This window comes from Streptomyces sp. SM18 (assembly GCF_002910775.2).
Taxonomy (GTDB): domain Bacteria; phylum Actinomycetota; class Actinomycetes; order Streptomycetales; family Streptomycetaceae; genus Streptomyces; species Streptomyces halstedii.
The window spans coordinates 5,962,749-5,984,215 of the sequence record NZ_CP029342.1 but is presented as its reverse complement, the minus strand read 5'-3'; the positions used below and the strand labels follow the sequence as shown (position 1 = coordinate 5,984,215).

Below are 21,467 nucleotides of genomic sequence, written 5' to 3'. Positions count from 1 at the left end.
GGCCGCCGGACAGAACCCGGTGGATGAGCCGAAGCCCGACGACTGTCACTGCCGAAATCCGTCCAGTCGCCTGGTGACTGCGTCGAGTGCCGGCCACGGAGGCCCCTCTCGCAGCAAGCGCAGTAATTCCTCCCCGAATCTCCGCCCGTTCGGAAACTGGTCGCGAATCTCCCAGCGCCACGCGGCGACCATCGCGGCAACGAGCTGCCGACAGTCGTCGAGCAGCCCTCGGTCAAGGTCTGGATAGTGCTCACAGACCGCCTCGGGAACATGGGCGAGATCGAACTCGACGGGTCCACGGCAGCACGTCTCAAGGTCGATGAACAACGGGCCGTTCTTCGTGTTCAGCACATTGCCCGGATGCGGCTCGCCGTGGAGCAGTTGTTCCACGGCGCCGCGATCCTCGATCGCCCGTCGCACGCTTGCGAGCCTGCCGCTCAGGAACACGCGGTCCGCGTCGGCGAGTTCCGGCGAGCGATCCGGGTCGGCGACGACTTCCTCCGCCTCCGCGACCCGGTCCGTGAACCTCGGGCTCGGTGCGTCGACCGTGCGCATGCCGGCGTGCAGCCGCTCCAGCGCCCTGGCGTAGTCGACTGGTGGGGTGCGAGGAGTCACGGGCTCGTAGTAGGTCCACAGCGTCACTGCGAAGCCATCGCGCCTGTGCACACGTGGGTCCGCCCGAGGCTCCAAGGGACACACCGGGCATCCAGCCTCTGCGAGCTTCTGCGCGAGCTCTACTTCGAACTGTGCGACTTCTTGTCCCACAGGGGCGACCCGCGCGAAGACGTCGCACGGCGTCAGCCGCAGTGCCAGCTTGTTCGAGTTGTGGAGAACGATCGCGTCGTCGGCCGGCAGGTCGAGAGAGGCAGCGACCGAAGTCGCAGCCGCGATCGCACGCGTGACGTCGGTCATCTCCATCCTCGAATCTTGGCATGGATGACGTGACAGCTACCCTGCCTCGGCTCACGGAACGGATTCGCCGGCAGTGTGTGTCACGGCGCACACCGGCCACGGTTCCTCGGCCGACCACAGCAGAGGGCCCGCCACCGAACTCTCCCGCGCCGTGGGAGAGCCACGACGTGGGTGCAGCCGGGTGCCGTGCGCCGGTGGACCGCGAGGGCGGGGAACCCGCCTTCACGTCTCCTCGGCGGGCGCCACCCGGCCCGGTTTGCCGGGGGTGTGCCGGGCGGGCGGGCCGGGGTCAGACGTGCTCTCTGGGGATCCGCTCGTTCCAGGTGCGGGAGAAGACGCGGCGCCCGTCCTCGTATCCGTCGAGGGTCGCGTCGACGCGGAAGGTGTCCGTGTCGCAGGTGAGTACGGTGCGCGTCTCGACCCGGATGTCCCACCCGGGGCGCCGGAAACGCATCTCCCAGGCGCTTTCGCCGCGTACGGAGCCGAAGTCCTCGCCGACCCAGCTGTACTGCTCGCGGGCGCGCAGTCCGGTCTCGATGCCGTTGTCCTCGTACCGCTGGAGGCCCCGGTCCTTCACGATGTCGAGCACCGAGCGGTAGTCGACCAGGTCGCGGGAGACGGTCCAGCGCTGCTCCGGTTCCCCAAGGCGGGTGACCTCGGGTGGTTCGCAGCCCTCGGGCTCCCCGAAGGCGGGCAGCGCGGTGTCGCCGGGGCCGCCGGCCGGGCGGACGGGCAGGGTGAGGGTGCTGCCCTCCTCGTACACGGTGAGCAGCACCGGTTCGGGGGCGGGCCAGACCAGGGGCCAGTACGAGGTGGACAGGGAGAGCCTGACGCGGTGGCCGGGCGGGAAGACCTGGGCGACGCCGTGGAGCGGGACGCGCACCCGGTAGCGCCGGCCCGGTTCCAGGGGTTCGGGTTTCTCCTCGCTGTCGCGGTGCGTCAGGTTGAGCACCCCGTACGTGACCCGGGTGGAGCGGCCGTCCGGGGCGACGTCGGAGAGCCGGACGTTCAGCTGGGCAACCGGCGCGTCCGCCGAGACCTCGACGACGGCGACCGGGGAGCCGAGGATCTCGACGCGTCCGGACAGCGGCCCGGTCTCGAAGACGAGGGAGCCGCCGTCCTCCTCCCGCTGGTCGTAGGGCAGGTCCGGCGGTGCGTTGTACGAGGCCCACTTGCCGGCGAATTGGCCCACCGACAGCGGGGACAGCACGGTGTGCACCCCGTCTCCCGGGGCGTCGCCCTCCGCGCCCAGGGCGTGGTGGCGCAGGGGGAGGACCCTCTCGCCGACGTTCGGCGAGGGCCAGGAGGGTTCACCGACCCAGCGGCCGGGGCGCTCCTCGTAGGCGGTCGAGGGCGGCATGCTCTCCTGCATCCACGCCTGGAGCACGGGCCCGTCCATGACGCCGTTGTCGGCGCCCTTGAGCCAGTGGTCCCACCAGCGGACGACCTCCTGGAGGTAGCCGATGGCCGGGCCGGGCTCACCGAGGTGCGGCAGCTTGTGCGACCAGGGGCCGATGAGCCCCTTGCGCGGCACGTCCACGTGGGCGAGCAGCCGGGTCACGGCGTTGGAGTAGCCGTCCGCCCAGCCGCTCGAGGCGAGGACGGGACAGCGCAGGGCGGAGTAGTCCTCGCTGAGGGAGGCGTGGCGCCAGTAGTCGTCGCGTTGCTGGTGGCGGAGCCATTCCAGGACCCAGGGGCGGGCGGCGTCCAGTCGTTCCCGCCACATCTCCCGCCAGCGGTCGCCGACGACGGCCGGGTCCGGGGGGCAGGTGGCGTAGGCGAACATGGTCCCGGCCTCGGCCAGGTTGTCGGAGAGCATGGCTCCGCCGAGGTAGTGCATGTCGTCCGCGTACCGGTCGTCGGTGAACGAGGCGATGCAGATGGCGCGCAGGCTCGGCGGGCGGCGGGCGGCGACCTGGAGGGCGGCGAACGCGCCCCAGGAGATGCCCATCATCCCGGTGTTGCCGTCGCACCAGGGCTGCGCGGCGATCCAGGCCAGCACCTCCTCGGCGTCCCGCTGCTCCTGTTCCAGGTACTCGTCCCGCAGCACGCCCTCGGACTCGCCGGTCCCCCGCAGGTCGACGCGTACGCACGCGTAGCCGTGCCCGGCGATGTACGGCTGGTGGATGGCGTCCCGGGTGGAGGTGAGGTCGTTCTTCCGGTACGGGATGTACTCCAGGACGGCCGGCACGGGTCCGGTGTCCGGGGAAGCGGGCCGCCAGATCCGGGCCGAGAGCCGGATTCCGTCGCTCATCGGGATCGTGACGTGTTTCTCTTCCTGGGTCGCGTGGGGCAGCTCGTCCACGTAGCGCATGCCGGGGCGACCTCCTTTCGTCGTACGGGACTTCGTCGTACGGGACGTCTTCGTACGGGACTTCGTCCTGCGGGACTTCGTCGTACGGGGGGCTTCGTCGTACGGGGCCGCCGGTTCAGCCCGGGTTGCCGCCGTGCCCGCCGGGCTCCGTGTCGTCGAAGGTGAGGCCGAGCGCGGCCACGCACCGGTCGAACTTGCGGCGCATGTCCTCCTCGTCGTCGCCGCCGGTGAAGATGTGCGCCACCTCGTAGCTGTAACTGTCCTGCTGGGAGACGGTGGACAGCTTCTGGCCCTCGCCGGGCACCACGTCGACGCGTACGCCGGGTATCTCGCGTTCGATGGCGGCGATCCGTTCGGGGGAGGGAACCTCGTGCACGGTGCCGTCGCCGAACCAGCAGTAGTACCACTTGGCGGCCGTCCTGTACGGGCCCCGGCCGCCGGGCAGCGAGGGGTCCTGACCGAGGGCGAGGCTGATCATCCGGTGGTGGTTGGGGGCCCCGTCGACGTAGTCGAACAGCTCGGCGTGGGACTGGGAGTGGCGGGGGTTGATCTCCAGGAGTCTGACGTCGCCGGTCTTCGGGTCGTAGAAGTACTCGATGCTGAAGGTGGCGTCGTCCACGCCGATCTGCCGCATGGTGCGCGTGCTGACGTCGCGCAGCTCGCGGATGACGGGGGCGGGGAGGCTGCTCGGGTACTGGTGGCGCAGGAAGCAGGGCGAGCCGGGGTAGTTGACCGAGTCGAGGACGCCGTAGACGGTCACCTCCCCGTCGTGCACGTAGCCCTCGACCGCCACCTGGAGTCCGGTCATCGCCTCCTCGGCCAGGCAGACCTGGCCTCCCACCCCTCGCATCTCCGGGGGCAGTTCCAGCATGTCCAGTACGGCGTCGAACGGCCGGCCGACGCGAGCGATGCCCTTGCGTACGGCTTCGACGGCCTCCCTGAACTCCGCCATGTCCGAGACACCGAACGCCAGTTCGGAGGAGTAGGCGAGGGCAGGTTTGAGCCACATGGGGAAGGCCACGCCCTCGGGCGGACGGGGGTCGTCGCTGTCGAGGTCCACCCGGCCGAAACGCGGGAGGGCGTCGGTGACCTTCCGTTGTTCGAGGCGGCTCCAGTACTTGTGCTCGCACTTGACGACGGATTCGAGGCTGGTCGTGCGGACCCCGTACTCCTTGCCGAGCAGCGGTACGAGGACGCTCACCGGGAAGTCCCAGTAGCCGACGACGGCGTCGACGCTGCCGTCGTGGGCGTCGAGGACGGCTCGTGCCCGGTCCATCAGTTCGGGCACGGACACCTCGCCCTCCTGGAGTTCCTCGATGCTCAGGAGTCGGTGGAAGCGGTAGGTGTCGGCGTGCGGGACGGCTCGCAGGGTCGGCAGGTTCGCGTCGTCGAGGCCGATGACGAAGATGTTCTTGTGCTGCCCTTCGGGCACGAGGTGGTCCTTTCGGTCGGGGGCCCGGGACCGCCGGGCCGGTACGGGGCGGTGGCGCGCCGGTGACGGCCCGAGGGCTGGTGTCAGGATCGCCGGGCCGGGGGCGCGTGCGCGGCTGCCGCGCCGGGCCGGGCGTCCGGGGCCGGGTTCTCGCCGCACGGGTGGGCGGTGCCATGCCGGATTCGGTCGGGCGCCGGGGCGGCCCGAAGCGGGTGGCCGCCGGGGCCGCTGCGGTCATGGGGGTTTCGGTGCATGCCGCTCGCGTGCCCCGTGTCGGCCGCGCGATGCGCACGCACGCTCGACCGGAGCCAGCCAGATCCGGGCAGGCCGCCCGCCCGTGCCGGTCCCTCCCCGGGGACGCGGAAGACGCAGACGATCCCGGTGCCGCTGGAGGTGACCGTCACCCACGCCGTGTCGGGCCTGCGGGTGAGGGCCGCGGCCCCGGACGCAGGACCCGCAGGTGTACCAGCCATTCGGCGTGGCCGGTGTGCCGGCTGCCGGTGACGCCCGCCACCCTGACGCTCCCCCGCGCCCGGAGCCTGTCGAAGCGGCGGGCCACGGTGCGGTCGGAGACGCCGAGCACGTCGGCGATCCTGCTGAAGGCGGCCCGTCCGTCGATCTGGAGGGCGTGCAGGAGCCGCAGGTCGACGGGGTCGAGGGTGACCGAATCCACCGGCTCAGTCTAGGCCGGTGTCGGATACCGGCGTGCGGGCCGGAACAGCCGGACCCCGGCGGGCGGGCGCGTGCAGCATCGCTTCCATGACAGGCGACATCCGAGGTATCCATCACACCGCCATCCTGACCCGCGACCTCGACGGCCTGGAGCGCGCCTACGCCTCCTTCGGCTTCACGCTGAGCCCTCGTTCCCGCCATCTGCTCGCCGGGCGCCCCGGCGAGGCGCCGGTGCCCGGCTGCACGGCCAACCGGTGCGCGCTCTTCGGCGACGCGTACATCGAACTCCTGGGCATCGTCGACGAGACCGCGCCCGATCCCTGGCACACCCGGCCGGTCGCGGACGAGTACGAGGGCTTCCGGGTGCTCAACCTCGACACCGGGGACGCCGGGGCCGCCCACCGCCGCCTGCGCGACGCGGGTCTGCGCACCTCGGGCGTACTGGACCTGGAGCGGGACGTCGTCACCGACGAGGGTCCCCGCACGGTACGGGCGCGCGCGGTGCACCTGGACCCGCACGCGACGCCGGAGGGCCACGTGGGCGTCGCCCAGCACCTCACCCGGCGGTACGTGCACCAGCCGCGCCACCTCCGGCACCCGAACGGCGCACGCGGCCTCGCCGCCGTACTGATCGTGGCCGAGGACACCGCGTACGACGCCATGACCGACCGGTACGCCCGTCTGCTGGGGACCGCGCCCCGGCGCGAGGGCCCCGTCACCGTCCTCGGCACGGGGGCCGCACGGCTGCGGGTCGTCCGGGCGTCGGACGCCGGGGAGGTGCTGCCCGGCGAGCCGGCGCCGGCCGCCTCCTACCTGGCCGCCATGACCGTCGTGGTCGAGGACGCCGACCACGCCCGCCGGGTCGTCGAACGGGGCGGCACGGCCACCCGGCCGACCACCGACGGCTTCTTCGTCTCCGCACGCGACGCGTACGGGGCGGGCCTGTTCTTCAGCGCCGGCTGAGCTTGCCCACCGGCCGGTACGGCTCCGGCCCCCCGGCGGGACGCGCTCCCGCCGGGACGACGGGAACACCCGGAACATCCACAACACCCGTAACACCCGCACCATCCGGAAGACCCGGAAGACCACGGAGGATCTCGTGTTCGTCACTCTGCTGCTTCTCGCCGGTTCCGCAATGGCCTTCCGCTGCCTCGGCGCCCTGGGCGTCGGCCGGTTCGCGTCCTGGCGGGTCTCGGCCGCCCACGGTATGGCGGTCATGCTGGTGGCCACCGCCGCCGCCCACTTCGCCCCGTCCGGCAACGGTGTGATGCCGGGCCATGCCGATCTGACGGCCATGGTGCCGCCGTTCGTACCGTTCCCCGGAGCAGTGGTCCTGCTGACCGGCGTCCTGGAACTTCTCGGCGCGGCGGGACTCGTACGGACCGCCACACGCCCGGCCGCGGGCCTTGGGCTCGCGGTGCTGTTCGTGCTGCTGCTCCCGGCCAACGTCCACGCCGCCGCCGAGGGCATTCCGCTCGGCGAGGACCCCGCCGTACCCCTGTGGTTCAGAATTCCCGAACAACTGCTCTACATCGGCGTCGCTCTGTGGGCGGCCACCGCCTCGGGGCTCGTTCCTCTCCGTCTCCGTCGCCGCCCTGTCGAGGCCGGGCCGGGCGGCGACGGTCGGGCGGCCCTCCGCCGGTGAGGCCAGGGCCGCGCTGAACTCAGCTGCCGTGGCGGCGAGTTCACCCATGAAAGCACTGCCTCAGAGGCCGAACCGGACCAGGTCGTCGGCGACCGCTTCGGCGAAGGTGCGGACCCTCGCGTTCTCACGGGCGCCGTGCCAGACCAGGCCGAGCGCGGACTCGGGCAGCCCGGCCACCGGGACGTAGGCCACATCCCGGCGGTGGTGGTACTGGGTGGTCGGGAGGCAGAGCAGCATCACGCCCCGGTCCGCCGCCACCAGGGACAGGCCCTCCTGGAGCGTGCCGACCACCGGACCCCGCGGCACCGGGGCGCCGGAGGGGGTCCGGGTGGGTGCCCGCACGTCACGCCAGTAGTCCGGCGCCGGGGCACCCAGCCCGATGAGAGGTGCATCCGCCAGTTCCTCGGCGTCCAGGGCGGTCCGGCCGGCGAAAGGGTGCCGCCGGGAGACCGCCAGATACTGCGGCTGACGGGAGAAGACGGGTCCGAGCACGAGATCCGGTTCCTGGACCGGCAGCAGGACGACCGCGAGGTCCACCTCGTCCCGGTGCAGCGGCCCGAAGGGATCGGAGAGCGGCAACTCGGTCATGCGGGTCTCGCAGCCGGGACACCGTTCCTCGAACTCGCGGACCACGTCGATGAATTCGTGACCCGCCACCCCCTGGAAGCCGATGCGCAGAGGGCCTCTGCCACCGAGCGCCGCGGCACGTGCCTGGTCCACGGCGGCGCGCAGGGTGTCATAGGCGGGCCGGAGGTCGCTCAGGAACGCCTCTCCGAGAGGGGTCAGCCGCACCCGCCGGCTCGTACGCTCCACCAGGCGGGCACCGATGCGCTGTTCCAAGGCGCGGATCAGCTGACTGACCCGGCCCTGTGAGACGTACAGCCTCTCCCCCGTCCGTCCGAAGTGCGGTTCGTCCGCCAGGACAAGGAAGCACTCCAGTTCGCGGATCTCCACGGTGCCCACCGACGGGCGCTTCCCGGCACCGGGCCCCGCACTGACGACGGCCCTGGTCATTCCCTCCAGTGACACGGTCCGCGCCGGTCGTACACCGTGTCCACGCGCCGCGGCCATCGCCTTCGGCGCCTTCCTGGGCGGCATGGCGGTGAACGGCCTCGGCACGGCGTCGGTGCTGTGGCTGGCTGGTGTGCTCGCGCTCGGGGCGCTCCTGGTCACCGCCCTCGGACGAGTCCCGTCGGGCTCGTCCGGCGGATCACGGGCCGAGCCGGAGCCGGACCGGGGCGAGGACCGGTCAGTGTCCTCATCGTGTTGACCGCCGCAGGCGGTCAGTGCTGGAGTCGGCACGTGGACAGCATCCCCGCCAACCGGCGGCTATGGAACCGGATCAGCAGCGCCTACCAGCACGAGCACGACCCGCGCATCGGCGCCACGCCCCGGCTGTGGGGCATGTACTCCATCCCCGACACGCGCCTGCACGCCCTGGGCGACGTCACCGGCAAACGCGTCCTCGAACTCGGCTGCGGCGCCGGCCAGTGGTCCAGGGCGCTCGCCGCCGAGGGCGCCACCGTGGTCGGGCTCGACTTGTCCGAAGCCCAACTGGCCGCCGCCGCCCGCGCGATGGGAGTGGACCGCTACCCGCTGGTGCAAGGCGCCGCCGAACAGCTCCCCTTCGCCGACAACAGCTTCGATCTGGTGTTCTGCGACTTCGGTGGGCTCAGCTGGGCACCCCCGCACCTGGCCGTCCCGCAGGCCGCACGCGTCCTGGGCCGAGGCGGGCGCCTGGTGTTCAACGTCGCCGGCCCATGGTTCGAAGCGTGCTACGACGAAGCCGCGGGCCGCGTGACCACGACGATGCGGCAGGACTACTTCGGGCTGGACACCATCGCCGAAGGCGACGGCGCGACCAGCTATCAGCTCACGTACGGCGACTGGGTCAGGGTCCTGCGCGGCGCGGGTCTCCTCATCGACGACCTCATCGAGCCGCGGCCCGACCCCGGAACACCCAACGGCTACAACGAGACCGACCCACCCGACTGGGCACACCGCTGGCCGGCGGAACTGCTCTGGGTGACCCACAAACCGTAGGGCCCGCCGCGCCGAGACGGCTTCGTTCGGCGCGGCGCGACCCGTCCGTCAGGCGGGGGCCGCCGTGCCGTCGGCCGTTTCCGCGCGCTCGGTGACGGAGTCCGCTCCGGGAGACCCCGGCGGGCGCGAGACGGCGGCTCCGGGGGCGAACAGGCCCGACAGCACGGCCGCGACGGCACAGAGCCCCGCCGTGACGAGGAACGCACGGTCGTATCCCTGCACCAGCCGTTGCACCGCGTCGCCGGAACCGGACGCCGAACTGCCCGCGGCGGCGACGGTGGTGAGGACGGCCAGGCCGATGCTGCCACCGATCTGCCGGGCGGCGTTGACGAGTCCGCTGACCATTCCGGCTTCGTCGGCGGAGACTCCCGCGGTGGCCAGGGAGGTGTTGGCGACCATGCACAGGCCGACACCGGTCGATGCCACGAGGGACGGAAGCAGGAAGCCCCCCACGAAGGTGGACTCCGCGTGCATCATGCCGAAGAGGAGCATGCCGATCGCGCCGAGGGTCAGTCCCGCCGTCAGGACGGTACGGGTACCCAGTCGGGGCGTCAGCCGGCCGGAGAGCATCGCCCCCACGACCGTCCCGAGGCAGAACGGCAGGAAGGCGGCCCCTGCCCGCAGCGGCGAGTAGTGCAGGACGTTCTGGAGGAACAGGGAGGCGAAGTAGAAGCCGGCGACCGTGGCCGCCCCGATGAAGAGCACGACCAGATTGGCGACCCAGACCGAGCGGGCCCGGAACACGCCGAATCGGACGAGCGGTCCGGCCGTTCGCCGTTCCCACAGCGCGAAGGCGGCACCCGCCACCAGGGCGACGGCGAAGGACAGCAGCACGCCTGTCGTCCCCCAGCCGTGCTCCCCGGCACGGATGAGGCCGTTCACCAGAGCCGTGACCGCCACCGTCACCAGGACCGCGCCGACCGTGTCGAGTCGCCTGACCCGGGTGGTCCGCCGGTCGTGGACGGACGCCCAGGCGAGCAGCAGCCCGACGGCCACGATGGGGACGTTGACGTACAGCACCCACCGCCACGACAGCCACTCGGTCAGCAGGCCGCCGAGCAGGACGCCGAGCGCGCTGCCGCAGGCGGCCACCATCGCCCAGACTCCGACCGCCCGTGCACGCGCCTTGCCCTCGGTGAAGGTCACCATGATGACGGCGAGGCTGAGCGGTGCCAGCAGTGCTCCCGCCAGGCCCTGACCGGCTCGGGCCGCGACCAGCTGGCCGGGGGTCTGCGCCAGGCCGCCGATGACCGAGGTGACGCCGAAGACGACCAGCCCCAGGAACATCGCGGCCCGGTGTCCCACGAAGTCCGCGAACCGCCCGCCCAGGAGCAGCAGACCGCCGAACACGAGGGTATAGGCGTTGACCACCCAGGACAGGCTGCCCGGAGCGAATCCGAGGTCGGCGGAGATCGACGGCAGCGCCACGTTCACGACACTCACGTCGAGCACCACCATCACCTGGGCGACACAGGCGGTGGCGAGCACCAGGCCCGCGTGGCGCGGCACCGCCGCCGCGCCGGGTCCGGCCGCGCTCGGAGGCCCGGAATCCGTCTCGGTCATGGGGTCGTACTCCCGTTCGTCAGGCACATCACGTCGGCCGACGCGATGCGAACAATGTACGCGTAAGGCTTACCTAACTTCTACGGGGGTGAGGTCGTGGATGCGAGACTGGCCGGATGAGCCGCCCCTCGAAGACCGTCACGCCGGATCCCGCACGGCCGTCGAGGGGGGTGCCCCGGTCGCAGCCGCGCCCCGGACTGACCCCCGAGGCCATCGCGCGGGCCGGACGCGACCTCATCGAGCGCGAGGGGCTGGACGCGCTCACCATGCGCGCCGTGGCGGCCGAGCTGGGTACGGCCGCGACCTCTCTCTACCGGCACGTGGCGGACCGGGACGCCCTCCTGGTGGCGATCCTGGAGGACATCGCCGCCCGACTACCGGTGGAGGTGCCCGGCCGGACCCCCGGGGAGCGGCTCTTCAACCGGCTCCTCACCGCGCACGACTACATGGCCGCCCACGTCTGGGTGCTGCACATCCTGATCCGCGGCGATCTCGTCGCCCGCAACGCCCTCCCCTTCAGCGACGCCTGCCTGGCCGACTTCCTCGCCGCGGGACTCGACCCGCGGCGCGCCTCCACGGCCTACCGCGCCTGCTGGCACCTCACCATCGGCGAACTCCTCGACGAGCACCCGCTCACGCCACCCCGGCAGCCCAGCCAGCGCGAACGGACCATGGAGGGGGCCGATCCCGCGGAACTCCCGGCGCTGACCCGCGTCCGCGCACTGGACCGACACGAGGGCCATGACGACTACGCCGCGTCGCTCGCCGCCTTGCTGAGCGCGTTCCTCGCCGACCCGTCAGGCGCGACAGACCCGTCGGGCCTTGCGGACTGAGAGCCTCCGCCCGGCACCACCGGCACTACCGGCACCACCGGCACCACCGCCCGCAAGGCACCGGCCATGGCTGCGGATCCGCTGCGAGGTACGCACCCCTCTCCACCTCGGCCCGCCCCACCATGCCGGCGGCTTCCTCTGCGTACGCCGACCCCGATTCCGACTCCGAACGGCGTCCTGAACTGGCCGGTTGAGGGAGGCTGCACCTTGGCGCCGTAAGGCGTGGGAAGCTCACCGAATGGATCACGCATTCGACGTTCCGCCCGCCGACCGAGAGCTCCTCGACTTCGCTGTCGGCTTGGCCACGCGGGCCGGTCAGGTGTCCGCGCAGGGCTTCTTCGGAGAGTGGGGCAGTCGCCGCAAAGAAGATGGCACCGAGGTCACCGAGATCGATCTCGCCGTCGAAGAGCTGGTCAGGGACGAGCTGGCCCGCCATGTGCCGGAGGACGGCATCTACGGCGAGGAGAGGGGCTCGACCGCCGGGGTCTCAGGGAGACGATGGATCATCGACCCCATCAACGGCACCACGTCGTTCACCCGTCGGTGGCCGTTGTTCTCGAACGACATCGCCTACGAGGACGAGTACGGTCCCGCTGTCGGGGTGATCAACATGCCCATGAGCCGACAGATGATCGTAGCCGGGCGGGGCCTGGGCTGCTGGGTACTGAACGGCGAGAAGCCGGACTTGACGTCGGGCCACCGCGCCCGGGTCACCCAGCGCACCAGCACGCGCGGAGCGAGGACCCAGGCACTCAACCCGGCCGGATGGCCGGAAGAACTCCTCACCGCTCTCCACCGTCAGGTCTTCCTGATGGCGTCGATGGGCTGCATCGTGGACCTCGTCACCGGCCGTGCGGACGCAGTGGTGATCGCCGGCCCGCCGATGGGCTACGAGGACGTGGCCCCGATGCCTGTCATCGTGTCGGAGGCCGGCGGCCGGGTGACGGACCTGAGCGGCAGGCCCGTACTGAAGGGTGACATGACGGTGCTGGCCACCAACGGCCTGCTCCACGAAGCGATTCTGGACCTGGTCGAAGGCCTGCCGCGCAGCCGCGACCTGTACGCCCTCGACGACGGGGCGTAGCTCGGCAGGGCCGCCGAGACCGAATTCCGCGCACAGTGAAATCGGAAAACTTTCAACCACCCCGAGGGTGAGACCGTGACGATGTACCTGTTCTTCGCATGCGTGACACTCCCAGGACTAGCGGGAATTCTCCTTGCCTTGAATTTCCGTGACTCCGCATATCGCGTCTACGAATTGCTCATGAACCACAGCCCGGTCAGCCCCGGATTCGGCTTCAGTCCACTCATCATTCGCATCACTGGCGCCATTCTTGGCGTTTCACTGATTGTCCAGGTCATCGCCAGATTGTAGACCGTGCCCCTCAATCTTCTCGTCACGCGATCACGCCGGGGACACATCCCGTCGTTGTGCGCGCCGGAACGACCTTGACGCCGACCCGAACGCCTCATGAGAGCGAGTTTTCAGCTATCGTGAAGAATTTCACTGCCGTCACCCTGAGGGGTACAACCATCTACAGCAAGGTTCGCTACGTGGGTCTGGCTGGGACTGCGATAATGTTCTGGGTCGGGGCTTTTATTGTGGTGGCGCCGGGCAAGGGAGGCGAACCTTTGATCAACAGGTCGCTCGTCGGCGGAACCATAAGCATGGCGATTGCGTGGATGGGGTGGATGATCACGATCCGCCCACGACTGGTGATGTGCGGTGACACCATCAGGATACGGAACTGGGTGACCGAGACTGTCGTTCCCTACGGACACATAGCCGGAGTCAATATCGAAAACGGGCTGACGTTCACACTCAAAAACGGGAGTGAAATCAGGGCACGCGTCGTCGGCACCTCGATCGTCGGTGAGCTTGCGGGCTACCCGTCAGCCCGGCTGATCAGGAGACACATTCAGCCCCTTCTGAGCAGTGGCGCGCATCCCGAAGGCGGGGAAGTACGCGAGACCTTCTCTCTTTCCCTGAAGGTTCCGCTGATCGTTGCGGGGCTTCACGTGCTGCTGTACGGCTGCATGAGGTACATCTTCCCTATGTCATGAAGGCGGGTCGGCCGACGGAGGGCCGATCTCAACTCGCGCCGCCACCGAACGGCTTGAGTCGCGTGACGGAGGCCCGGGACGCGGTCATCAGGATGCGTCGGCACGGCGGCCGCCGGGGACGGCCCGATACGGTCGTGGCAGGGCTCGTCCGGTCCGAACGGGGGTACGGGTCGATCGACACGTCGGTCACGTGAGGTCGAAATCCTACTCCTCGACCTGGAAGGTCCTTCCCCAAGCATCCGCCGTCGGGCGGGTGTCGGTCACCATGAGGAAGGACTCCCCGCGCGCGACGTTGGCGGTGTAGCCGGTGTCGAAGCCCCAGCTGCTGCCCCTGACACCGAGTGCGGCGAGTACGCAGGAAGCCGTCTTGTCCAGCCCCTCCACATCGTTCGACAGGTCGAAGCGTCCGCTCCTGAGCCAGCTCAGGACAACGTTGATGCCGAGTTGGGGCTGGAGCCGGAACACCTCGCGCTTGGGGGCCAGAGGAGTGGCATACGTGTCGAAGTCGGCCCGGATCTCGGAGCGCCGTGCCTCGAACCGGGCGCGTTGTTCCGTCGCCGCGGCTTCGAACGCCGCCAGTTCCTCCGCCGAGACGGAGCCGGTGGCGTCCTTCCGCGCGCGCATGAGCACGAGCGTCTCCGGGGTGAGGGAGTTGTACGTGATCTCGGCGAAACTGGGGAACCGTCCCTCCCAGTTGTCCTTCGCGAAGATATGGAGTCCGCTGCTGGACGCGGTGATGTCGAGTGCCGCGACGAGTCGACCGCCGGGACCGGTGAGTACGACATCGGGCCGGGTCCCGCCGTGTACCTCCTGTAGCCCGATGTGGTGGTCGGCGAACGTCGTCCGGCCCTTCAGCCGATAGGTGGCCACTGACTCCACGGCGTAGCCGAACTCCTTGCTGGGTGAGCCGACGTCGCCCCCGAGATACGCCTCCCAGGTGCGCACCCAGTGCTTGGTGTGCCCGTCGAACTCGGCGAGTGCGCCCAGGCCCGGGGTGGTTCTCACGTAGTCGTAGGCCCATTGGACGGCCTCGTCCAGACCGGTCACGATCCTCTGGAACGCGGCCTGGTCCGCCGCGCTGCCGGTGTCGCTGTCCTGCCGGTACGCCACCGCACGCTGTACGTGTTCCTCGTGCCGTCCCGGCGGGGGGTACGCGCCGGACCGCTGGACAGGTCCGGCGTCGGTGGCGGGGACCGGGCCGCTGAGTGCTCGGCGCGCGTTCGCCTCCGCCTCGCGCTCGAAGCGGTCGTCCGGAGAGGAGACCTTCAGGCCGTCGCCGTTGTCCGTGCCCGTGACCGGCCCCTGGCGCTGCTGGATGACGTGGGTGAGTTCATGGGCGAGCGTGTGCGCGTCGGCGCCGCCGTCACCGATGACGACATGGTTGCCCGAGGTGTAGGCACGGGCGCCCAGTGCCGTGGCCGATGCCCTCGCGGCGCTGCCGGAGTGCACCCGGACATCGGAGAAATCGGCACCGAGCCGGGCTTCCATCGTCGCGCGGGTCGTGTCGTCGAGAGGGCGGCCACCACTGCGGAGGACGTCCTGGACCGCGGCGCGCTGTACCTCGGCCCTCTCGGTCGGCTGGGGCCCGGGGCCGGCGCCCGGCTCCTGCTCCTGCTCCTGCCGGTGCCCACCTTGGTGGAGCAGTTGGACGACGGCGGCATTGCCCATGCTGCCCTGGAGGGACCGGAGGGCCTGCGGTGTCAGGGGCGTGTCCGGGCGCACCGCGGGGCGGGACGCCTGCGTGCGAGCGGCGGCCGCCCGGCCGTTCCCGGCCGTGGACCGTCCGACGCCGTCCTTTGCGCGCATGAGCGCCTCTCCTCCAACGGGTGGGAACCAACTCCTCCTGCATACGCGGACGGTGCCCCCCGTGGCCAGGCACGGGAGGGCAGAACCGGCTGACCGAACGGGCAGGGCGGGATGCCGTCCCCGGCACGACCGGCCCGGCGGCGCGCCATGTGCGTGCCGGGGCTCACGCTGACGGCAAGTCCCGGACGGGCGGGTGCCCGAGCGGCCGTGATCAGCCGTCGCCCGCGCCGTCGCGCGCGAGCAGCGCGGTGACGCGGTCGAGCTGGGACGGGTCCGCGAGGGCTGATCCCAGGGCGACGACGCGGACCCCGGCGTGGAGGAAGGACGCGGCGTTCTCGGCGTCGACGCCGCCCGTGGCGACGATGCGCAGTTCCGGGAAGGGCGCTCGCACCGCCCGTACCCAGGCGGGTCCGAGGTGGGACGCCGGGAACGCCTTGACCCAGTGGAGGCCGCGCCGTCGTGCTCTGCCCGCCTCCGACGGCGTGGAGACACCCGGGAGGTGGGGGATGCCGGTGGCGAGGCTCTCGTCCAGGACATCCTCGTCGTATCCGGGGGCGACGGTGAACGCCGCACCGGCGTCCCGGGCGAGGTGGAGCCGCTCCGGGGTGGTGACGGTGCCGGCTCCCACGCCCATGCCCCGCCGGGCCCCGGCGGCGACGGCCGCCCGCAGGGACGGCAGGGCGTCCGGGTCCTGGAGGGGTACCTCGACCTGGGTGACGCCGAGGTCCCATGCCCTCTCCGCCAGTTCGACGGTGCGCTCGGGCGGGTAGCCACGGAGGATGGCCATGACGGGGACGGTGGCGAAGCAGCCGTCGAAGAACCGGGTGACGTCTGCGGGGGTGGCGGACACGTGGATGGCCTTTCCGTTCGGTGCCGGTGGCGGGGTAGGGCGGGCCGGGCGCTGTCGCGGGGGCCGGTCGCTATCGGGCCACATCCTCGGCCGCCGTGAAGGCGTCGAGTTCGTGACGGAACGGCAGGCCCTCGCAGTCGCCCGGGACGGTGACGGCGTAGGCGCCCGTGCGTGTCGCCGTCGTCAGGCGTGCCCCGGCGTCGCGGCCGGCGAGGAGTTCGGCGAGGTAGCCCGCCACGAACGCGTCGCCCGCGCCCACCGGATCCACCGTCCGCACGGGGACCGCCTCTCGCACGTACGCCCGGCCGTCGATGACGGCGGCGCAGCCGCGCGGCCCGTCCTTGACGACGGCCGTGCGGGGGCCGAGCGCGACCAAGGCGCGGGCGGCCTCCAACGGCTCCCGGGCGTAAACGTCCTGGGTTCCGAGGACGAGTGCGGCCTCCTCGGGACCGGCGAAGACGATGTCCGCCTGGGTGACCAGCTCCCGGAGGACCGGTGCCGCCTCCCGCGGGGACCAGAGCTTGGCCCGGTAGTTGACGTCCAGGGACACCGTCACGCCCGCCTCCCGTGCGGTGCGCAGCGCCCAGGAGGTCGTCGTGCGCGCGGTGGGACCGAGGGCCGGTGTGATGCCGGTAGCGTGCAGGACGTCGGCCTGGCGGATCAGGTCCTCGCCCACGTCCTCCGGGGTCAGTCGCGACCCGGCGCTCCCGGCCCGGTGGTAGTCGACCCGGACGCCCGCGTTGGTCCTGCGGGAGCACACCATGAGCCCGGTGAAACCGTCGTCGCGGGTGATCCGCCGCCGTACCCCTTCGGTCCTCAGGCGCCGTTCGACGAGGTCGCCGACGCTGTCGCGGCCGAGCCGGCCCGCCCAGGTCGCGTCCGCGCCGAGACGGGCGGCCGCGACGGCGACGTTGCTCTCCGCTCCCCCGACCGAGACCGAGAACGTGCGGGAGGTGTCCAGGAGGCCGATCTGGTCGGCGCTGATCCGCCCCATCGACTCGCCGAAGGTGACGAGCCCGCCGCCGCCCTTCCGCCGCGCGGTCATCGGTCCGCCGCGAAGAACCCGGGGTGCTCGCGCGCCCATCGGACGTACCGGGCGACCTGGGCATCGAGGCCGGCCGGCTCCCACTTCAGCTCGTGCCGCGCCCGGTCGGAGGCGTAGACGCCGTTCTTGCCGGACTCGGTGGCGGGGTCCATGTCGGCCTCGGCCTCCTCGGCCGGGACCTGGAGGGTCCGGACGCCGAAGAGCGCCACGAGGTCGGGGACGCTCGTCCGGACGCCGCTGGAGATGTTGTACGTCCCGTCGCCCCGGCCCTCGCCGCGGGCGAGCAGGTGCAGGGCGCGGGCGGCCTCGGCGGCACCGAGCCAGTCGCCGCCCGCCTGGAGCGTCCGTTCGGTGAGCCTGACGGGCCGGTTCCGTACGGCGGCCGCCGCGAGGTGGTACGGCAGGGACATCACGGAGCGGCCCGAGCTCGGCCGTTCCATGGGCCCGAACATCTTGGTGAGCCGTGCCACGGGGACGTCGAGACCGTAGAGCCGGCCGAAGCGCCGGGCGATCAGCTCGCCGGCCAGTTTACTGATGCCGTACATCTCGTCCGGCTCGGGCGGGGCGTCCTCGGTGAGCAGCCGCAGGGATGAACTCCCGTATACGGCACCGCTGCTGACCAGCAGGACCCGTCGTACGCCGCCGGTGCGCCGAGCGGCGTCGAGGACGGTGGTGGTGCCCTGGGTGTTGACGTGGACGAAGCGCCCGGGGTCCTGGTGTTCGCTCGCCGGGTCGTGGGTGACCGTGGCGCCGTGGACGACGACGTCCGGTGCGCTCCGCGCGAGCACGTCCGTCATGGCCGCGCTGTCCGTGACGTCGGCCCGGACATGCTGGACGCGGCCCCCGTGTCCGGCGAGGGAGGCGGTGAGTACGTCGTCGGGCGCGTGCAGATCGACGGCGGTGACGACGGCGTCGGGCTCGGCGGTGAGCAACCGCTCGACCAGGACGCTCATGACGAAACCGCGGGCGCCGGTGACCAGATAGCGCATGTTCAGGAGACCTTGTCGTCGTGGGGAAGGGGGGCCGGGCCGGAGCGTGTCCCGCCGAGGGCGGCGCTCATCTCACGGACGGCGTCGTCGACCGTCAGGACGCCCGGCAGGCCGAGTTCGGCGGCGAGCACCGCCGCCTGCGGAGGCCGGATGTTGGTCTCCTGGAGCACCTCGCGCTGAGAGAAGACCTCCGCGGGTGTCCCGTCGGTGAGTACCCGGCCCTGGCGCATGGCGATGACCCGGGTCGCGTACTCGGCGACCAGCGCCATGTCGTGGGAGATGATGACGACCGTGCGGCCCAGGGCGTGGTGGTGGGCGAGCGAGTCGAGGATCTTGCGCGATTCGGCCCGGTCCTGACCGGTGGTGGGTTCGTCGATGACCGCGACGTCGCAGCCCATGACGAGGGTCGAGGCGATGGCGAGCCGCTGGCGCTCACCCCGGGAGAGGTGGATGGGGTTGGTGTCCTCGCGCCCTTCGAGCCCCACCAGTTCCATGGTCTCGGACACCTCCCGGGCGAGCGTCTCCGGGTCGGCCCCGATGTTGCGCGGGCCGTACTCCAGCTCCTCGCGGCAGGTGTCGTGGAAGATCTGGCGGTCCGGGTTCTGGAAGACGTATCCGACGGTCGCGGCGAGGTGGTGCAGCCGGGTGCCGCGCGTGTCGACGGTCCGGCCGTCCCGGGTGTGCAGCCGGACCGCACCGCCGGGGTTCGTCGGCCTGAGCAGGCCGTTGAAGTGCTTGGCTAGGGTGGTCTTGCCGGAGCCGTTCCGCCCGATGATCGCGACGAACTCGCCCCGGCCGATGGTCAGGTCCACCCCCGCCAGGGCCTTGGCCCCCGTGCCGTAGGTGTGCTCGACGCCGTCGATCTCGATGACCGTGTCCAGGTGGTTCATGAGTGGTTCCTGTCGCTGTGCGGGGCGTGCGTCATCGCCTGCCAGCCCGCGACCGCCGCCGGGACGGACAACGGGAGTTCGGCGTCCCAGTGCCCTCGCTCCCGCAGCCGCAGGGCGATGTCGAGCACCTGGGGCCGGTCCGGGGCCGCCGGGCCCATGAGGACCTCGCGCGGGGTGCCGGCCGCTTCGACCCGGCCGTCCCGCATGGCGACGAGCCGGTCGGCGTAGACGGCCAGTTCCTCGATCTTGTGCTCGACGACGATGACGGTGACGCCTTCGTCCGCGAGCACCCGGACGGCGTCCATGACGCCTTCGGTTCCGGCGGGGTCCAGTTCGGACGTCGGTTCGTCGAGGAGCATGATCCGGGGGCTGAGGCAGAAGACGGAGGCGACGACGACGCGCTGCTTCTCTCCGCCCGAGAGGGCGTGCGTGAAGCGGTCGAGGAGGCCGCCGATGTCGAAGAGGTCCGTGGCGCGTCGCAGGCGCCTTTCGATCTCCGGTACCGGGATCCCCCGGTTCTCCATCCCCCAGACGAGCTCTTCCCGCACCACGGTGTTGACGAGCTGCACCTCAGGGTCCTGCATGACGAGGCCGACGGTCTCGGTGATCTCGGAGAGGCCGGCGAAGTCCCCCAGCGGGCGTCCGAACACCTCGATGTCCCCGCGCATGGCGGCGTTGTCCTCGTGGTGGGGGATGACGCCGGACAGGCATTGCAGGAGCGTGGACTTCCCCGCGCCGGTCGGACCGAGAATGCCCAGGATCTCCCCGGGGGCGACAACGAGGCCGACCTCGTCGAGCGCGCGCCGCTCGGCGCCCTCGTAGCGGACGGTCAGGCCGGTGACCGCCAGTGCCGGTGCAGTCATGTTCATGCTCCTTCGGTGAACGGTGCGGGCAGCTGCCACTGCATGACCAGGAGCGCGGCGCCCAGGAGGATCACTCCGACGACCAGAAGGGCGTCACCGGTACGGAAGGAGGTCGTCCGGTAGAACGTCCGCGGACCCGGCAGGCTGTAGCCGCGCAGCTCCATCGACAGGGCGATGTCGCTGCTGCGCTTCATGGATCCGGCGAGCATCGGGAACAGCATCCGGACGATCGCGCGGCCGCGCCGCAGCGGGTGGCGCGAACTGCTCTCGGCCGAACCGCGGACGGCCATGGCGGTGAGCAGGGTCCGCGCCTCGTCCTGGAGGAGCGGCAGGAACCGGAACGCGAAGCTCGTCAGGTAGGCGAACTTGTAGGGCACGCCGGCCTTGTGGAGGGCGAGCGCGATGTCCGACGGGCTGGTGGTCACCGAGAACCCGTAGAAGCAGATGCCCATGGCGAACAGGCGCATCCCGATGCCCAGACCGAGCAGGACACCCGCCCTGGAGAGGGAGACACCGCCGATCGTGGCCAGCGCCGGTCCGCCCTGGACCAGGGATTGCAGGAGGGTGAGCAGGAGGACGAGCGGGATGACGAGGAGCAGCGCCTTGGCGTACGAGGCCGGCGTGATCCGCGCGAGCACCGCGAGGCCGATCACGACGACGGCGGTGAGCGCGACGAGGACGTCGATGCGGGTCGTCGTCAGCGCGACGACGAGGACGACGATGATCGCGGCGATCTTCGCGCGGGCGTCAGCGCGATGCAGAAACGTTTTTCCTGGCTGGTAGAGCATCGTTCCGCTCATCGCGGGACCCCTTTGGTTCGTGTGGGCCGGTCAGATGGCATCGGCGGCCGCCTTGAGGTCGCGTTCCTTCTGGACGAGTCCGGTGTTGACCAGTCGCCGCATGATCCCGTAGGTGATGAGGGAACCGACGAGGTAGCACGGCTGGACGATCAGGACCTGGCCGGAGATGAAGCCCCAGGGCAGATGCAGGATGACGCGGTTACCCACGCCGAACATCAGCGCGTCACCCAGACCGCCGATCTGCCCGATGAGGATGAGCTGCCACAGCTTCAGGCCCTTGTCACGGGACTTCATGACCCACACCAGCAGCGCGACGGGGATCGTGTGCGCGGCGTTGGTGAGGAAGAGGAAGGGCGCCATCGGCTGGGAGGCCGTGAGGTTGGAGATGATCGGGTTGATCCACGCGGTGATCAGGGCGCCGGTGAGGCCGTAGAACGCCGCGGAGGGCACCCAGATCGCGCAGACGACGATCGCCGAGACGATCGGGATGCTGCCGCCGGTCAGCGCCAGGTCGAGGCGCTCGGTGATCTGGAGGATCACCGCCATGGTCAGCCCGAGGAACACACAGGTGATGATGGTGCGCGTGTCCCGGGGAAGGAGCTGGAACTTCCAGTTGGGGAGCGTCGTCCACCGGTTCTCCGACACTGTCTTCGCCGTTGCCATGAGTCTTTCCTCTGCTGGTGTGTGCGGGCGCGGACCTCGGGTGCGTACGCCCTGGGGGACGGTCGGGCCGATCGGAGCGGGAG

Annotated in this window: 21 protein-coding genes; 7 read left to right on the top strand and 14 right to left on the bottom strand. The window is 71.1% G+C overall.

Annotated features, from left to right (window positions below):
• Positions 1-45 precede the first annotated feature (45 nt).
• From B9S64_RS26690 to B9S64_RS35205, 4 genes are all read right to left on the bottom strand, one after another.
• A complete protein-coding gene (locus B9S64_RS26690) occupies positions 46-918 on the bottom strand; it encodes a phosphotransferase enzyme family protein (RefSeq protein WP_181012454.1) in 873 nt (290 codons plus the stop codon).
• A 283-nt stretch (positions 919-1,201) separates the two neighbouring features.
• On the bottom strand, positions 1,202-3,226 hold the full coding sequence (locus B9S64_RS26680) for a CocE/NonD family hydrolase (RefSeq protein ID WP_103493672.1): 2,025 nt from the start codon (positions 3,224-3,226) through the stop codon (positions 1,202-1,204).
• A 115-nt stretch (positions 3,227-3,341) separates the two neighbouring features.
• Positions 3,342-4,658 (bottom strand): acetyl-CoA carboxylase biotin carboxylase subunit family protein, encoded by a 1,317-nt coding sequence (locus B9S64_RS26675; protein ID WP_103493671.1) that lies wholly within the window; start codon positions 4,656-4,658, stop codon positions 3,342-3,344.
• 400 nt (positions 4,659-5,058) lie between these two features.
• The gene (locus B9S64_RS35205) at positions 5,059-5,331 is read right to left on the bottom strand and encodes an Lrp/AsnC family transcriptional regulator (RefSeq protein ID WP_258038057.1); all 273 of its coding nucleotides are present in this window, start codon (positions 5,329-5,331) and stop codon (positions 5,059-5,061) included.
• Between the two features lie 86 nt (positions 5,332-5,417).
• On the opposite strand from B9S64_RS35205, the gene B9S64_RS26665 reads away from it, so the two are divergent.
• Positions 5,418-6,293 (top strand): VOC family protein, encoded by an 876-nt coding sequence (locus tag B9S64_RS26665; RefSeq protein ID WP_103493670.1) that lies wholly within the window; start codon positions 5,418-5,420, stop codon positions 6,291-6,293.
• Positions 6,294-6,429: 136 nt separating this feature from the next.
• On the top strand, positions 6,430-6,975 hold the full coding sequence (locus B9S64_RS26660; RefSeq protein WP_258038056.1) for a hypothetical protein: 546 nt from the start codon (positions 6,430-6,432) through the stop codon (positions 6,973-6,975).
• 60 nt (positions 6,976-7,035) lie between these two features.
• Here B9S64_RS26660 and B9S64_RS26655 read toward each other — a convergent pair whose 3' ends face one another.
• Entirely contained in the window at positions 7,036-7,938 is a 903-nt protein-coding gene (locus B9S64_RS26655) for a LysR family transcriptional regulator (RefSeq protein WP_103493716.1), read from the bottom strand.
• A gap of 339 nt (positions 7,939-8,277) precedes the next feature.
• Between B9S64_RS26655 and B9S64_RS26645 the strand changes: the two genes are divergently transcribed.
• The gene (locus B9S64_RS26645) at positions 8,278-9,018 is read left to right on the top strand and encodes a class I SAM-dependent methyltransferase (RefSeq protein ID WP_103493669.1); all 741 of its coding nucleotides are present in this window, start codon (positions 8,278-8,280) and stop codon (positions 9,016-9,018) included.
• Positions 9,019-9,066: 48 nt separating this feature from the next.
• Here B9S64_RS26645 and B9S64_RS26640 read toward each other — a convergent pair whose 3' ends face one another.
• Complete coding sequence (locus B9S64_RS26640) at positions 9,067-10,581, bottom strand: MFS transporter (protein WP_103493668.1); 1,515 nt, start codon at positions 10,579-10,581, stop codon at positions 9,067-9,069.
• A gap of 116 nt (positions 10,582-10,697) precedes the next feature.
• Here B9S64_RS26640 and B9S64_RS26635 point away from each other — a divergent pair, with 116 nt between their 5' ends.
• The 4 genes from B9S64_RS26635 to B9S64_RS26620 all read left to right on the top strand — a co-directional run bounded on the left by B9S64_RS26635 (position 10,698) and on the right by B9S64_RS26620 (position 13,478).
• Positions 10,698-11,414: a TetR/AcrR family transcriptional regulator gene (locus B9S64_RS26635; RefSeq protein ID WP_103493667.1), complete on the top strand. Its 717-nt coding sequence runs from the start codon at positions 10,698-10,700 to the stop codon at positions 11,412-11,414.
• Positions 11,415-11,652: 238 nt separating this feature from the next.
• Entirely contained in the window at positions 11,653-12,498 is an 846-nt protein-coding gene (locus B9S64_RS26630) for an inositol monophosphatase family protein (protein ID WP_103493666.1), read from the top strand.
• 75 nt (positions 12,499-12,573) lie between these two features.
• Positions 12,574-12,789, top strand: coding sequence for a hypothetical protein (locus tag B9S64_RS26625; protein WP_374936108.1), 216 nt, complete (start codon positions 12,574-12,576; stop codon positions 12,787-12,789).
• A gap of 119 nt (positions 12,790-12,908) precedes the next feature.
• The gene (locus B9S64_RS26620; protein ID WP_103493665.1) at positions 12,909-13,478 is read left to right on the top strand and encodes a hypothetical protein; all 570 of its coding nucleotides are present in this window, start codon (positions 12,909-12,911) and stop codon (positions 13,476-13,478) included.
• A 204-nt stretch (positions 13,479-13,682) separates the two neighbouring features.
• Here B9S64_RS26620 and B9S64_RS26615 read toward each other — a convergent pair whose 3' ends face one another.
• The 8 genes from B9S64_RS26615 to B9S64_RS26580 form a co-directional block, all read right to left on the bottom strand.
• Positions 13,683-15,284 (bottom strand): DUF4157 domain-containing protein, encoded by a 1,602-nt coding sequence (locus B9S64_RS26615; protein WP_103493664.1) that lies wholly within the window; start codon positions 15,282-15,284, stop codon positions 13,683-13,685.
• Positions 15,285-15,495: 211 nt separating this feature from the next.
• The gene (locus B9S64_RS26610; protein ID WP_258038055.1) at positions 15,496-16,134 is read right to left on the bottom strand and encodes a bifunctional 4-hydroxy-2-oxoglutarate aldolase/2-dehydro-3-deoxy-phosphogluconate aldolase; all 639 of its coding nucleotides are present in this window, start codon (positions 16,132-16,134) and stop codon (positions 15,496-15,498) included.
• A 70-nt stretch (positions 16,135-16,204) separates the two neighbouring features.
• Positions 16,205-17,179 (bottom strand): sugar kinase, encoded by a 975-nt coding sequence (locus B9S64_RS26605; RefSeq protein ID WP_103493663.1) that lies wholly within the window; start codon positions 17,177-17,179, stop codon positions 16,205-16,207.
• On the bottom strand, positions 17,176-18,168 hold the full coding sequence (locus B9S64_RS26600) for an NAD(P)-dependent oxidoreductase (protein ID WP_103493662.1): 993 nt from the start codon (positions 18,166-18,168) through the stop codon (positions 17,176-17,178). The genes B9S64_RS26605 and B9S64_RS26600 overlap by 4 nt, the downstream gene beginning before the upstream one ends.
• Positions 18,169-18,170: 2 nt before the next feature.
• Positions 18,171-19,058 (bottom strand): energy-coupling factor ABC transporter ATP-binding protein, encoded by an 888-nt coding sequence (locus B9S64_RS26595; RefSeq protein ID WP_103493661.1) that lies wholly within the window; start codon positions 19,056-19,058, stop codon positions 18,171-18,173.
• Positions 19,055-19,921 carry an energy-coupling factor ABC transporter ATP-binding protein gene (locus tag B9S64_RS26590; protein ID WP_228870475.1) on the bottom strand — a complete coding sequence of 289 codons (867 nt, stop codon included), beginning with the start codon at positions 19,919-19,921 and terminating at the stop codon, positions 19,055-19,057. The genes B9S64_RS26595 and B9S64_RS26590 overlap by 4 nt, the downstream gene beginning before the upstream one ends.
• Before the next feature lie 2 nt (positions 19,922-19,923).
• Positions 19,924-20,721, bottom strand: a complete 798-nt coding sequence (locus B9S64_RS26585) for an energy-coupling factor transporter transmembrane protein EcfT (protein WP_103493659.1) — start codon at positions 20,719-20,721, stop codon at positions 19,924-19,926.
• 30 nt (positions 20,722-20,751) lie between these two features.
• Entirely contained in the window at positions 20,752-21,384 is a 633-nt protein-coding gene (locus B9S64_RS26580; RefSeq protein WP_028440903.1) for a hypothetical protein, read from the bottom strand.
• Positions 21,385-21,467 lie beyond the last annotated feature (83 nt).